The organism is Butyrivibrio sp. INlla18, from assembly GCF_900103635.1.
In the GTDB taxonomy this organism is placed as follows: domain Bacteria; phylum Bacillota; class Clostridia; order Lachnospirales; family Lachnospiraceae; genus Butyrivibrio.
Map to the genome: position 1 here is coordinate 17,334 of NZ_FMXK01000011.1, position 13,735 is coordinate 31,068.

At 39.4% G+C, this 13,735-nt stretch carries 14 protein-coding genes; all 14 read left to right on the top strand.

Annotation, left to right across the window (positions count from 1 at the left end; genetic code table 11):
- Positions 1-85: 85 nt before the first annotated feature.
- The 14 genes from topA to BLS24_RS09035 all read left to right on the top strand — a co-directional run bounded on the left by topA (position 86) and on the right by BLS24_RS09035 (position 13,732).
- Entirely contained in the window at positions 86-2,200 is a 2,115-nt protein-coding gene (topA, locus tag BLS24_RS08970; protein ID WP_091758258.1) for a type I DNA topoisomerase, read from the top strand.
- 135 nt (positions 2,201-2,335) lie between these two features.
- On the top strand, positions 2,336-3,115 hold the full coding sequence (gene codY, locus BLS24_RS08975) for a GTP-sensing pleiotropic transcriptional regulator CodY (RefSeq protein WP_071176167.1): 780 nt from the start codon (positions 2,336-2,338) through the stop codon (positions 3,113-3,115).
- A 207-nt stretch (positions 3,116-3,322) separates the two neighbouring features.
- Positions 3,323-3,715 (top strand): flagellar basal body rod protein FlgB, encoded by a 393-nt coding sequence (gene flgB, locus BLS24_RS08980; protein ID WP_091758260.1) that lies wholly within the window; start codon positions 3,323-3,325, stop codon positions 3,713-3,715.
- 15 nt (positions 3,716-3,730) lie between these two features.
- On the top strand, positions 3,731-4,180 hold the full coding sequence (gene flgC / locus BLS24_RS08985) for a flagellar basal body rod protein FlgC (RefSeq protein WP_071176165.1): 450 nt from the start codon (positions 3,731-3,733) through the stop codon (positions 4,178-4,180).
- A 23-nt stretch (positions 4,181-4,203) separates the two neighbouring features.
- Complete coding sequence (locus BLS24_RS08990; protein ID WP_091758262.1) at positions 4,204-4,548, top strand: flagellar hook-basal body complex protein FliE; 345 nt, start codon at positions 4,204-4,206, stop codon at positions 4,546-4,548.
- A 31-nt stretch (positions 4,549-4,579) separates the two neighbouring features.
- The gene (gene fliF, locus BLS24_RS08995; protein WP_091758264.1) at positions 4,580-6,199 is read left to right on the top strand and encodes a flagellar basal-body MS-ring/collar protein FliF; all 1,620 of its coding nucleotides are present in this window, start codon (positions 4,580-4,582) and stop codon (positions 6,197-6,199) included.
- A gap of 24 nt (positions 6,200-6,223) precedes the next feature.
- Positions 6,224-7,261, top strand: coding sequence for a flagellar motor switch protein FliG (gene fliG / locus BLS24_RS09000; RefSeq protein ID WP_091758266.1), 1,038 nt, complete (start codon positions 6,224-6,226; stop codon positions 7,259-7,261).
- Complete coding sequence (locus BLS24_RS09005) at positions 7,254-8,135, top strand: FliH/SctL family protein (protein ID WP_091758268.1); 882 nt, start codon at positions 7,254-7,256, stop codon at positions 8,133-8,135. The genes fliG and BLS24_RS09005 overlap by 8 nt, the downstream gene beginning before the upstream one ends.
- A 12-nt stretch (positions 8,136-8,147) precedes the next feature.
- A complete protein-coding gene (fliI, locus tag BLS24_RS09010; protein ID WP_091758270.1) occupies positions 8,148-9,506 on the top strand; it encodes a flagellar protein export ATPase FliI in 1,359 nt (452 codons plus the stop codon).
- Between the two features lie 3 nt (positions 9,507-9,509).
- Positions 9,510-9,968: a flagellar export protein FliJ gene (locus BLS24_RS09015; RefSeq protein ID WP_091758272.1), complete on the top strand. Its 459-nt coding sequence runs from the start codon at positions 9,510-9,512 to the stop codon at positions 9,966-9,968.
- 2 nt (positions 9,969-9,970) lie between these two features.
- Positions 9,971-10,909 (top strand): MotE family protein, encoded by a 939-nt coding sequence (locus tag BLS24_RS09020; protein ID WP_091758274.1) that lies wholly within the window; start codon positions 9,971-9,973, stop codon positions 10,907-10,909.
- 97 nt (positions 10,910-11,006) lie between these two features.
- Positions 11,007-12,497 (top strand): flagellar hook-length control protein FliK, encoded by a 1,491-nt coding sequence (locus BLS24_RS09025; RefSeq protein ID WP_091758276.1) that lies wholly within the window; start codon positions 11,007-11,009, stop codon positions 12,495-12,497.
- A 22-nt stretch (positions 12,498-12,519) separates the two neighbouring features.
- Positions 12,520-13,230 (top strand): flagellar hook capping FlgD N-terminal domain-containing protein, encoded by a 711-nt coding sequence (locus BLS24_RS09030; RefSeq protein WP_091758278.1) that lies wholly within the window; start codon positions 12,520-12,522, stop codon positions 13,228-13,230.
- A 67-nt stretch (positions 13,231-13,297) separates the two neighbouring features.
- Complete coding sequence (locus BLS24_RS09035) at positions 13,298-13,732, top strand: TIGR02530 family flagellar biosynthesis protein (RefSeq protein ID WP_091758280.1); 435 nt, start codon at positions 13,298-13,300, stop codon at positions 13,730-13,732.
- The last annotated feature ends 3 nt before the right edge of the window (positions 13,733-13,735 follow it).

Below are 13,735 nucleotides of genomic sequence, written 5' to 3' on the forward strand. Positions count from 1 at the left end.
GGGCACTTGACTTAATCTTTAAAAATGTATATTAATATGAAATATGTTAACAACAAATTTTATGAAGGGGAAATTTAGTTTTCGAATGGCAACTAAAACAACTAGTAACAAGAAAAATGCACTCTTAATAGTTGAGTCTCCAACAAAGGTCAAAGCTATTAAGAAGTTTTTAGGATCAGGCTATGAAGTTGCAGCCAGTAATGGTCACGTCAGAGATCTTCCTAGAAGTCAGATGGGAGTAGACGTGGATCATGATTTTGAGCCTAAATATATTACTATCCGTGGAAAGGGCGACATCCTTGCTGAACTTCGTAAGCAGGTCAAGAAGGCAGATAAAGTTTATCTCGCAACTGACCCGGACCGTGAGGGTGAGGCTATTTCATGGCACCTTGTTTCAGCTCTCAAACTCAATGAGGCTGATGCTAAGGTTCAGAGAGTAACCTTTAATGAGATCACCAAGAACGCGGTAAAAGAGGCTATGAAGCATCCAAGAGAGATCGATATGAATCTTGTTGATGCCCAGCAGGCTAGACGTGTTCTTGATAGAATGGTTGGTTATAGTATTTCTCCACTTCTTTGGTCCAAGATAAAAAGAGGTCTTAGTGCAGGAAGAGTTCAGTCAGTTGCACTTAGGATCATTGCAGATAGAGAAGAAGAGATCGATTCATTTATTCCAAAGGAATATTGGACATTAGATGTTAATCTTTCTGCAGCTGGTGAAAAGAAGCCGCTTGTTGCTCACTATTATGGTGAAGGCAATGAAAAGAAAGAAATCAGCTCTAAAGAAGAGCTTGATAGCATCTGCGCATCACTTAATGGTGCCAAGTATGTTATCTCAGATGTAAAGAAGGGTGAGAGAAACAAGAAGGCACCACTTCCATTTACAACATCAACTCTTCAGCAGGAAGCATCTAAGGCACTTAATTTCTCAACACAAAAGACAATGAGAGTTGCTCAGCAGCTCTATGAAGGAATAGATCTTGGAAGCCAGGGAACAGTAGGTCTTATCACATACCTTAGAACTGACTCTACAAGAGTATCAGCTGAGGCTGTTGCTTCAGCAAATGATTACATCCAGCAGAATTTTGGCAAGGAATATCTTGCAGGAGATGCTTCTTCCAAGAAGTCAGAAGCCAAGATCCAGGATGCTCACGAAGCTATCAGACCAACATATATTGAGAATACTCCAGTTAAAGTAAAAGATTTCCTTTCAAGAGATCAGTTCAGACTTTATCAGCTTATCTGGAGAAGATTCATGGCAAGCAGAATGGCTGCTGCCAAATATGAGACAACATCAGTCAAGATCGATGCTGGCAAGCATAGATTCACAGTATCTGCATCCAAGACTGTTTTTGATGGATTCCTTAATGTTTACACAGATGATGAGGATCAGATCGAAAAGAATGTTCTCATGAAGAATCTTGATACAAGCACAAAGCTTTCCTTTGATTCTTTTGATAGTGCTCAGCACTTTACTCAGCCAGCACCTCACTATACAGAAGCTTCACTGGTTCATGATCTTGAAGCTTTGGGAATTGGCAGACCAAGTACTTATGCTCCTACAATTTCTACAATTTTGGCAAGGCACTATATTACCAAGGAAAATAAGAGCATTTTCATTACTGAGCTTGGTCAGGCAGTTAACAAGATGATGATGGAGGCATTCCCTCAGATTGTTGATGTTAACTTTACTTCTAACATGGAAGCTCTTCTTGATGGAATCGCTGATGGTAACGTTAAGTGGAAGACTGTTATAGAGAACTTCTATCCAGACCTTGATAAGGCTGTCAAAGAAGCTGAGAAGGACATGGAGAAGGTTGTTGTTCAGGATGAGGTTACAGATGAAATCTGCGAAAACTGTGGCAGAAATCTCGTTATCAAATATGGCCCGCATGGTAAGTTCCTTGCTTGCCCTGGATTCCCTGAGTGTAAGAACACAAAGCCATACTTTGAAAAGATCGGAGTAGCGTGTCCTAAGTGTGGTAAGGATATAGTTCTTAAGCGTACCAGAAAGGGACGTATATTCTATGGCTGTATCGATAATCCAGATTGTGATTACATGTCATGGGCTAGACCAACCAAGGAAAAATGTCCTAAGTGCGGATCTATAATGGTTGCTAAGGGCAATAAACTTGTCTGTTCTGATGAGCAGTGCGGATATATCTGCGCTAAGGAATCTAGCGATTCAAATAAAGATTGAACAATAAATCAGAATTTTTAGAAAATTTAAGCTTTTTTTCATAATTGTAGGCGCTTCAACGTTTGAAGCGCCTATTTTTTTATGTTATGATAACAATAGTTTAAATATGCAAAATAATCTTAAAGGAGAGCAAAAATGAGTAGTGTTCAACTACTAGATAAGACCCGCAAGATTGGCAAACTATTACATAACAGTAACTCTGGAAAGGTTGTATTCAATGACATTTGCCGAGTTCTCTGTGATATTTTATCTTCTAACATGTTTGTTATCAGTAAAAAAGGTAAAGTACTGGGAATAGGTGAGAGTGCAAATGTAGAATCATTAAGTGATCTGCTTGTAGACAATGTAGGTTCATTTATTGATCCAATGCTTAATGAGAGATTACTTACAATTTTATCTACAAAAGAAAATGTTAATCTGGAAACCCTTGGGTTTGAAGGAATTGACAGTTCTAAGTTCCAGGCGATAATTACTCCTATTGAGATTGCCGGTGAGAGATTAGGAACATTATTTATTTACAAGACCGATACACCTTATGACATTGATGACATAATCCTTTGCGAATATGGAACAACAGTTGTTGGTCTTGAGATGCTAAGAGCAGTTAATGAAGAGAATGCTGAGGAGAGCAGAAAGCTTGCAGTTGTTAAATCAGCTATCAGTACACTTTCATTTTCTGAGATGCAGGCCATCATCCATATCTTTGATGAACTTGATGGAATGGAAGGCGTTCTGGTTGCCAGCAAGATAGCTGACAGAGTTGGTATTACCAGAAGCGTTATCGTAAATGCACTTAGAAAGTTTGAAAGTGCAGGTGTAATTGAATCTAGATCCTCTGGCATGAAGGGAACTTACATCAAGGTTACTAATGACGTAGTCTTTAACGAGATCAAGAAGTTAAAGCAGGAATTATAACTAAAATGTATTATATTGCAGGATGGATGTTGATGAACGGATTTATCGTGTATGATAAATCCGTTCATTTTTTATACATGTTGTAGTCAATAATTTTATAAAACACAATATGAAGTATATTTTTCTTGTTTTTTTCAAATAAAAATCATATTATTAATAATAATAAGATAATAGGTCTTATTATGTTCTCATTTAAGGAGGATTTCTATGATCAACAGTAATGCTTTTGATTACATCAATGTTCTAGACAAGGCTGCAGATGCTGCTTGGACTAGAAACGAAGTTATTGCTAATAATATCGCCAATGTTGATACTCCTGGCTACAAGAGACAGGATCTTAATTTTGAGGACGAACTAGAAAGAGCTCTTGGACATTCAAGATACAAGACCATGGATCAAAAGGTTGGAAATCTTAAGGACAAGCACTTAAAACCAAGAGTCATCAATGATTATTCAAATTTTTCATATAGACCAGACAAGAATAACGTAGACATCGATACTGAGAACGTAACACTTGCAGCTAACCAGCTCAAGTATCAGGGACTTATGTCAGGTCTTAACAATGAATTTAATAACCTGCAGTCCGTTATGAAGTCTTGATGAAGGAGGGAGATTATGAGTATATTTGATTCTTTTAACATAAATTCATCTGGTATGACAGCTCAGAGATTCAGAATGGATATCATTTCTGAGAATATTGCCAATGCCAATACAACACGCACTCAGGATGGAACTCCTTATGTCAGAAAGGTAGTTACATTTGCAGAAAAAGGTACACAGACTCCTTTTTCAAGGATCCTTAACGAAAGACTTGACCATTATTCAGGCAGAGGTGTTAAGGTTACTAAGGTTCAGGATGATACATGGACACAGATGAACGTTGTATATGATCCTTCACATCCTGATGCTGATGCTAACGGATATGTTACTTATCCAAATGTTAATACAGTCACAGAGATGACTAACCTTATAGACGCAAGTAGATCCTATGAAGCTAATGCTACAGCATTTAATGCCAGCAAGAATATAGCTTCAAGAGGACTTGAACTTGGCCAGGGCGGCTGATAGTTTTGATGGAGGAATGATAAATGGCATCACTTGATATTTCACAACTTAGAAATGTTACTTCAGGCGCGATCAAAAGTGCAGAAAAAACTAATAGCAGAGTTTACAATGTCCTTGGAGATGATCAGAAGGGAAATGATCAGGCATTTTCTGTTATCTTTGGTCAGGCTGTAGAAAATATAAATACAACAAACGCGTATTTGTCCGATGCTGAGAATGAAGAGATCAAATGGGCTCTTGGTCAGACAGACAATACTCATGACTTATCTATAGCAATACAGAAGGCTCAGACAGCACTTCAATATACAGTTGCTGTAAGAGACCGCGTTCTCTCTGCATATAGAGAGCTCACTCAGATGCAGATTTAATATGTTTTAAGATTTTGGGGAGGGAGAGAGCATGGCTGATAAACTTAAAGCCTTGTGGCAAAAAGTTCTCGACTGGTGGAATCAGTTTACTGCCAAACAAAAGACTCTTATCATTGGAGCCGGTTCAGTAATACTGCTTACCATCATTATATTGGTTTCTATTTTGAACCAGCCTCAGTATGTTCTTTTGGCTACGGCCAATTCTACAAAGGAAGCCTCTGAGATAAAAGAGCTTCTTGATTCAAATTCAATAAATTACAAAATGTCAGATGATGGTCTGGAATTCAAGGTCCTTAAAAAGGATCAGGGTGATGCCAGCCTTCTTTTGGGTGCAAATGATATTCAGTCATATGCCTATAGCATTGATAATGTTACTGATGGTAGCTTCTCAACTACAGAATCTGATAAGCAAAAGAAATACGTCCTATATCTAGAAAGTAGGCTAGAATCGGATTTTATCTCAAAGTTTGAAGCAATCAAGAGTGCTAATGTTCAGCTTAATATTCCTGACAATGATGGAACACTTATTGGCAATCAGGAAGAAGCATCAGCTTGGATCCTTCTTAATATAGCTGATGGAGCAAGCTTTTCAGAAGATAATGCAGCCTTTCTTGCAAAGGCAGTTGCTGTAGCGATCGGTAATGAGAACACTGAGAATATCGTTATCCTTGATACTAATGGAAATATGCTTTTCTCAGGAAGCGAGGAGACTACAACTTCTGGTCTTGCAAGTTCACAGCTCTCATTAAAGGCTAAGGCAGAGCAGATCGTTAAAAGTGAAGTAAAAAAGGTACTTCTTGGAACAAAGCTTTATGATGATATTGAAGTAGCAAGTAACCTTGTTATGGATTTTTCAAAAGAAGAAAAGACAACTCATAACTATACTCCTGCAGCTGATCAGACTCAGGGTGTACTTAGTCATGAGGATACATATAACGCAGAAAATGTAAATGGTATAAGCGGTATTCCTGGTACAGATACAAATGCTGATGATGAGACAACTTATGTTACTCAGGACAATCAGAATTCAACATCAACTATAACAGAGGAATCCCGTGATTATCTTCCTAATGAGGAGATCACTACTAAGACAAATCAGCCGGGGGCTATTCAATACGACCAGTCTTCAATATCAGTTACAGCTATCAACTATGTAGTTGTCAAAGAAGAAGACTATAAGAGTGCTGATAACAATAATATGACTTGGGATGAGTACAAAGTAGCTAATGCTCAGCCTGTTACCATGGAAGTTCCTGAAGAGATGATTAATGTAGTTTCTAAGGCAACTGGTATCAGTGCAGAGAATGTTGCGATGGCAGCATATACAGAGTATGTGTTCTTTGATAGAACTGGCGCTGCTATAACACTTACAGATGTTTTACAGATCCTGCTTATCCTTGTTATCCTTGGACTTCTTGCATTCATTATCATCAGGAGCATGTGGACCAAGAAGGTTCAGGAGGAAGAGGAAGAGCCAGAACCTCTTTCTGTTGAATCCTTGCTTGAGTCTCAGCCAGAAGAAGTTCTTGAAGATATTGAGATGGATACAGGTTCAGAAACCAAGCGTCTTATTGAAAAGTTTGTTGATGAAAATCCAGAAGCTGCAGCTACGCTACTACGCAACTGGCTTAACGAGGACTACGGTCTATAATTTAATGAGGGAGTTAGAAGTATTATGGATACTGAAGTTTCTGCAGGAGGAAATCCGTTAACAGCGGGTTTTACAGGCACTCAAAAAGCGGCAATTCTTCTGATCGCACTTGGACCAGAAAAATCATCCGCCATATTCAAGCATCTCAAGGATGAGGAAATTGAGGAGCTTACTTTAGAGATCGCCAACACTAGAAGTGTAACTTCTCAGATCAAAGAGGCAGTCTTAGAAGAGTTCTATGGTGTCTGCCTTGCACAGCAGTACATTGCTGAAGGCGGTATCAACTATGCTAAAGAGCTTCTTGAGAAAGCTCTTGGTGAGGATAAGGCTCTTGATGTTATCAGTAAGCTTACTGCATCTCTTCAGGTTAAGCCTTTCGAATTTATTCGTAAGACAGAACCTTCGCAGATCCTTACATTCATTCAGGACGAGCATCCTCAGACTATCGCTCTTATTTTGTCCTATATGTCACCGTCTCAAAGTGCGCTTATTCTCTCAGCTATTCCACCTGACAGACAGGCTGATGTTGCTAAGAGAATCGCTTCTATGGACCGTACAAGTCCAGATACAATAAAGGAAGTAGAGAAAGTGTTGGAATCCAAGTTGTCATCTCTTGTAAATCAGGATTATACAATTGTTGGTGGTGTAGACGCAGTTGTAGAGATCCTCAATACTGTAGATCGTGCAACAGAGAAGCACATTATGGAAACTCTCGAGATCGAAGAGCCAGAGCTTGCAGACGAGATCAGAAAGAAGATGTTCGTATTCGAAGACGTTCTTCTTCTGGACGACAGATCTATTCAGAGAGTGCTGCGTGAAGTTGAAAATAGTGACCTTGGACTTGCTCTTAAGGGCGCTACAGAAAACGTTCAGACAGCAATCTTCAACAACCTGTCAAAGCGTCTTGCTGCTATGATCAAGGAAGATATGGACTTCATGGGACCTGTTCGTATGAAGGATGTTGAAGAGGCTCAGCAGAAGATCGTTAACGTCATCAGAAAGCTTGAGGACGCTGGCGAGATCGTAATCTCCAGAGGCGGAGGTGATGAGTTAGTTGTCTAATCTGTTTAAAGCAGGTTTTGTGAGCTTTGATCAGGGTGAAGCCAGGATCATTGATAGCAATGAACTTGCAAACAAAAAAATAGAAGCATTTCAGGAACAGGAGCTAAAAAGGCAGAGAGCTCAGATGGCTTCTGAAGAAGGCTACGAAGAAGGTGAAGAGCCAGTTGACTTCATTCCTGGAATTGAAATGGAACAGCTAAACCAGCTTACCGAAGATCAGGGCATGATCGAGCCTATGCAAAGTCCTGATCCTCAGTTTGATATGGAAGCCATGCAGGCTGAAATTGATTTTAAGATCCAGCAGGCACAGGAACAGGCTGACGCTATCATTCAGGAGGCCAACGAACAGGCTGATGCTATTCGTAACAACGCAATAGATCAGGGGCGAAGAGAAGGCTATGAAGCTGGATATCAGGAAGGCGTTGCTGCTGCCGAGGGTTTAAAAGCTGAGATTGAGCAGCAAAGAGAAGGCCTTGAAAAAGAGTATCAGCAGCTTGTAGATGAGTTAGAACCAGAAATGGTAGATACCCTTACTCAGATCTATGAGCATGTTTTTGGAATTGAACTTAGAGAGGATAAAGCTATTATCCTTCATCTTTTAAAGAGTACCTTATCAAGGATCGAACCAGGAAATGACCTTATCGTTCATGTTTCATCTGATGATTATGATGAGGTCATTGATGAAAGAGATAGTCTTGATGCTTGTATTACTTCTCCTAACACCACAATGGAGATCATAGAAGATCCTCTTTTAAAAGAAAATGAGTGCATGATCGAATCAGATAGTGGTGTATTTGATTGCAGTCTGGGAGTTGAACTTTCAGAGATCAGCAGAAAGCTAAAACTTCTGTCTTTTGACAGAAAGAAGAGATAAACAGGTGATGGAATGCTAGTTTCTTCAATTGATCTTTCGAAATACAAAAAAATGAAGAGTGCTCCATTTTACCGAATGAGAGGCAAGGTTGTAAATGTTATCGGCTTAACTATCGAATCAGCAGGACCAGATGCTAAGCTTGGTGACATTTGTCTTATTTATCCCAAAAAGAAAGACAGCGAATCTTTATCTGATTTTAGCGCAAGACCAGCTATGGCTGAAGTTGTTGGATTTAAGGACAATCATGTTCAGCTGATGCCTTATGAAAATACCAGTGGTATCGGTAATGGCTCAATTGTTGAAAATACTGATTCACCTCTTAGAGTAAATGTTGGTGAGGGTCTTCTTGGTAAGACCTTGGATGGTCTTGGCAGAATCGATGGAACAAGCTTTGGTAAAGGCGTTTCCCTTGAGGGCGGCGTTGCTTATTCTGTTGAGAATCAGCCACCAGATCCTATGACAAGAGATCCTATTTCGGAAGTGTTATCCCTTGGCGTTAAGGCTGTTGATGGACTTCTTACAGTTGGTAAGGGACAAAGAATTGGTATTTTTGCTGGTTCTGGTGTTGGTAAGTCAACACTACTTGGAATGTTTGCCAGAAACACTCAGGCTGATATAAATGTCATTGCTCTTATTGGAGAGCGAGGCAGAGAGGTTAGAGAGTTTATTGAAAGAGACCTTGGCGAAGAAGGTATGCGAAGGTCTATTGTAGTTTGTGCTACTTCTGATAAGCCTGCCCTTGAGAGACTTAAGGCAGCCAAGACTGCCACATCAATTGCAGAGTACTTTAGAGATAAAGGTAAAGATGTACTTCTTATGATGGACTCTCTTACACGTTTTTCAATGGCTCAAAGAGAAATAGGACTTGCTAGTGGCGAACCTCCTGTATCTAGAGGATACCCACCTTCAGTTTATGCTGAGATGCCAAAGCTTCTTGAAAGAGCTGGCAGATCAAGGAAGGGCTCTATCACAGGTCTTTATACAGTACTTGTTGATGGTGATGATATGAACGAGCCTATCACAGATACCGCCCGTGGTATTCTTGACGGACATATTGTACTTAACCGTAAGCTTGCTCAGAGAAATCATTATCCAGCAATCGATGTCCTTGCCAGCATCTCCAGATGTATGGCGGCCATTGCTGATCCAGAGCACAAGAAGGCTGCAGGTAAACTTAAAAACGTGCTTGCAACATACAATGATGCTGAAGACCTTATTAATATAGGAGCATACCGCAGTGGAGCCAATAAGAACATTGACTATGCTGTATCCAAGATTGAAGCTGTTAATGAGTTTTTGATGCAGGAAACTGATGAAAAATTTAGTTTCGAAGAGATCAGGCAGACCTTGATCGATATGTTTAGGGACTGATAAATGGCTAGATTCAATTATAGGATGCAAAACATTCTAAATATCAAGGAAAAGACTGAGGGACAGATCAAGATGGAATTTGCTGCTGCCCAGTCAGAGCTTAATAAACAGCTTGATATTTTGGATGAATATATTTATAGGCGAGCTAATTATCTAAAAGAAGCTGAAGACCTTCGAAATGAAGAAACCTTGAGGCTTCAGGATATACTCGATAATCAGTATGCTACAGCTCAGATGGATGTTATGATAGCATCTCAGGCAAAAGTAGTTAAGAAACATGAAGCAGAAGTCGAAAAAGTAAGAGTAAGACTTGCACGTGCCATTCAGGAAAGAAAGATGCAGGAGACTCTACGAGACAGAGCTTATGCGGAATTTGTAGAAGAGCAAAAGCAAGAAGAAGCTAAAGAAAACGATCAGCGAACTAGCTTTACTTATGGACAAAAAAGACAGGAGAATGGTTAATTATGGCTGATAACAGCATGATGACACCTATGGACGATCCTAAAGCTGCCAAGAAAAAGCTTGCGGACGAGAAAAAAGAATATAGAAAAAAGCTAAGAGAACAGCGTAAAGAACAGAAAGAAAAAGAAGCTGAATTTGCTGAAAGAACTGCTGAGATCAATGGTGACGATGCCGGCGGTCTTGCAACACTTATCATCACTTTCCTTATTATTTTGATCTGGCTCGCAATCATGGCTCTTTTGGTCAAACTTGATGTTGGACATTTTGGATCTGTGATCCTTGCTCCGCTTCTTAGGGATATTCCTTATGTTAACATTATCCTTCCTGATGGAAGCGTAACAACACAGACTTCAGAGACAGCAGTTGATTATAGTAATGCTGAGAGTTCTGCTTCGGGCATTAATTCCATGGAGGAAGCCAATGCCTATATCAAGAGACTTGAGCAGGCACTTCAATCAGAGATGGAGCTTAATAGTAGCTATGCATCATCTATAGAGAAGCTTGAAACTGAAGTAGCAAGGCTTGAGCCTTTTGAAAAGCAACAAAAACAGTTTTATGAAGAAAGGGCTAATTTTTATAACAGTATAGTTTATGGAGATTATGCTCCGGATGCTTCTGCTTATGCCTCATATTATGAGATGATCGATCCTGATAATGCAGCTGAGATCTATAGAAAGGTTGTACAGGGCGAATTTGATGACGCAGCTATAAAAGCCTTTGCTACAACATATTCTGGAATGAAAGCCAAGAAGGCTGCAGCAATCTTTGATGAGATGGTTGCAGAAAATCAGATCGAGCTTGTTTCAAGGATCTTGGCACAGATGAGCGTTGAGAACAGAGGAGATATCCTTGCTGCAATGAAGGAAGAAAATGCAGCTAAGCTTACACAGCTTCTTGAGCCTACATCCCTTGAACAAAAATCTACAAAAGTTACTGGATAAATTTCAAAATAGATATAAATAAAATATAAAAAATACCGATATACAAGTAGGAAGTATATCGGTATTTTTATGCTTACCAATAGAAAGGAGGATCTTGATGGGCAGTACAACCAATCAGGTTGGTACATTGTTACCGATCATGACGCAAAGTACTGCAGCGACTAATGTTTCATCTGTAGCAGAATCAAACAAGGGCACGTCGAAAGCATCTGCAAGCTTTGACAACATTCTGAATCAGTTTTCAGATACAGTGATGCAGACAAGAGCAAATGATGCAGGAAAAGACAATAAGGCGCTACTTAAGGATGCAGATCAGAAAAACATCTCTGATGATGCTACAAGGAAGACTGAAAAGGAAAATGGAAGTCCTAGTGATAAGGATATCAAAAAGTTTTCTGAAGCTTGTAATAATGCAGATAATGCAGAAAAAGCTAATGCTACAGGATTAAAAGAAACAGACAGCACGGAAGCAGATAAAAAGCTGCAGGAAGCCATTGAGGAAGATGGCAAAAAGCTTGTATCTGAAATTGCAGAAGCCTTCGATGTATCAGAGGACGAGATACTTGGCATGATGCAGGCAATGGGACTAATGATGGCAGATCTTTTAGACCCGCAGAATTTACAGGAGCTCGTAACACGAGTTATCGGACAGGACAAGGCACTTGAACTTTTAACAGATTCAGATCTCTATACTTCATTGCAGGACCTCTTAGAGGGTGCGGAAGATATGAGAAGTCAGCTTATGAATGAGTTTGACTTATCTGATGAAGAACTTCAGAACGTAATAAATGGTGTGAAGGCTGATTTTACAGAACATATTTCAAAAGAGACTGAGAAAATGCCTGAAGTTATCATTAACGAAGCTGGAGATGAATTGTTTAAGGACAAGACCGCACTACAGTCTGATAAGACATCAGCAGAAAGAACTGAAATTACATTGGAAAGAAGCTATGAAGAGGAAAACAGACCAGTAGAAGCTTCTGGAAGATCAGAAAATGAAAGTAATAAAGGTTCTTTCCATCAGGATGCTGGTGCTCCTAATCTTTTCAACCAGGTACTAAATAATATTACTGAAGCTGCTATGAATGAGCCGGCTCAAGAGATGCAGTACACTGATAGAGCTCAGATGGCAGATATCATCAGGCAGATCACAGAGAGAATCACTATTTCTTCTGGTCAGGATGAGACTACGATGGAACTTCAGCTTCATCCGGCAAGTCTTGGAAATGTGAACATAATGCTTACTAGCAGCAAGGATGGAATAGTTGCTAAGTTCACAGCTCAGAATGAGATAGTAAAAGAAGCAGTAGAAAGCCAGATGATCCAGCTTCAGCAAAAATTTGAAGCACAGGGAATCAAGGTTACATCAATTGAAGTTACGATTGCAAGTCATGAGTTTGAAAGAAACTTAGACGAGCAGAATAGACGTCAGGGAAGCGACGAAGAGACTGGAAAGGGTAAGAAGAATACAAGACGTATCGATCTTTCATCTATTTCAGATCTTGAGGACGAAGCGCTTGATGATTCTGACAAGATAACAGCTCAGATGATGGCTGCAAACGGTAATACAGTTGATTATACCGCCTAATTGCTTATGAAAAGAGGTCAATATGGCAGAAACTAATGCAGTAAATAATGCAGTAAATAACAATTCAGTAAGCGCTATCATAAAGGATGGAAAGGTTCAGAATCTTGATAAGTCAAAAGAAAGCAAGAATATGAACACTGCTTCTGGCTATGACAAAGATTCTTTTCTTAAGATCTTAGTAGCTCAGATGAAATACCAGGATCCTATGGAGCCTACTTCCAATACTGAATACATTTCACAGTATGCGACCTTTACTCAGGTTGAACAGCTTAACAATATGGCTAATTCAATGTCTCTTTCCAGAGCATCTGAGATGGTAGGTAAGACAGTAACTGTTACTCAGGTAAATGCTGACACTGGTAAGACTTCAGAGGTACAGGGAGTTGTAGACTTTGTTACTTACAGCGGCAACAAGGCATACCTTAGCATCAATGGTACAAACTACAACATTGATGATGTAACAGAAGTTCTTTCTACTGATTACACAGATGCACTTGAAGTTGTTAAGGACTTCCAGGAAGCAATCGATAAGCTTCCTAACCTCAATCTTATTTCAGAGGAAGAGCACGGAACAACCATCGATACTATGTATGATTTCTACATGAACAAGATGGATGAAAAAGCTAAGAACCTTATGAATAAGGATTATGTGACATCACTTCTTCAGTTCGTTAACAGAATTGATGATATTAGAGGAAATGATCACAGAACACTTATTAAAGCAACTACTTAAAATACACGTGGCGCCCGGAAGGATCCGGGTGCTGCAAAAAATTTAGAAGAAAGGAGGAAAGACAGTCATGATAATGGATGATAGACAGTTTTTATCAATAGGTCAGATGCAGAATCAGATAGGGACAGGATCTGTAACAGCTGGAAGTTCAATAAACAAACCTTCTAGTACTCTGCCTGTAGGTGAAAATTCTTTTGCTAACATCCTTAAAAAAGCTGAGGAATCTGTCGATAATAATATTGGTTCGGAAAGTCTTAAGTTTTCTAAGCATGCAGTAAACAGATTAAGCGATAGAAATATCGAACTTACTAAAGAGCAGATGGCTAGACTTGAGCATGGCAAGATTGAAGCTTCTGAAAAGGGTATCAAGGATTCCCTTATACTTATTGATCAGCTTGCTTTCATAGTTAATGTACCGAACAATACAGTAGTGACAGCAATGGATCAGACAGAAAATAAAAGTAATGTTTTTACAAATATTGACGGAGCAGTGATTGCGTGATTG

Bases quoted from the DNA above. Each gene is read 5' to 3' on its own strand.
- topA (WP_091758258.1), top strand. From the start codon at position 86: ATGGCAACTAAAACAACTAGTAACAAGAAAAATGCACTCTTAATAGTT.
- codY (WP_071176167.1), top strand. From the start codon at position 2,336: ATGAGTAGTGTTCAACTACTAGATAAGACCCGCAAGATTGGCAAACTA.
- flgB (WP_091758260.1), top strand. From the start codon at position 3,323: ATGATCAACAGTAATGCTTTTGATTACATCAATGTTCTAGACAAGGCT.
- flgC (WP_071176165.1), top strand. From the start codon at position 3,731: ATGAGTATATTTGATTCTTTTAACATAAATTCATCTGGTATGACAGCT.
- BLS24_RS08990 (WP_091758262.1), top strand. From the start codon at position 4,204: ATGGCATCACTTGATATTTCACAACTTAGAAATGTTACTTCAGGCGCG.
- fliF (WP_091758264.1), top strand. From the start codon at position 4,580: ATGGCTGATAAACTTAAAGCCTTGTGGCAAAAAGTTCTCGACTGGTGG.
- fliG (WP_091758266.1), top strand. From the start codon at position 6,224: ATGGATACTGAAGTTTCTGCAGGAGGAAATCCGTTAACAGCGGGTTTT.
- fliI (WP_091758270.1), top strand. From the start codon at position 8,148: ATGCTAGTTTCTTCAATTGATCTTTCGAAATACAAAAAAATGAAGAGT.
- BLS24_RS09015 (WP_091758272.1), top strand. From the start codon at position 9,510: ATGGCTAGATTCAATTATAGGATGCAAAACATTCTAAATATCAAGGAA.
- BLS24_RS09020 (WP_091758274.1), top strand. From the start codon at position 9,971: ATGGCTGATAACAGCATGATGACACCTATGGACGATCCTAAAGCTGCC.
- BLS24_RS09025 (WP_091758276.1), top strand. From the start codon at position 11,007: ATGGGCAGTACAACCAATCAGGTTGGTACATTGTTACCGATCATGACG.
- BLS24_RS09030 (WP_091758278.1), top strand. From the start codon at position 12,520: ATGGCAGAAACTAATGCAGTAAATAATGCAGTAAATAACAATTCAGTA.
- BLS24_RS09035 (WP_091758280.1), top strand. From the start codon at position 13,298: ATGATAATGGATGATAGACAGTTTTTATCAATAGGTCAGATGCAGAAT.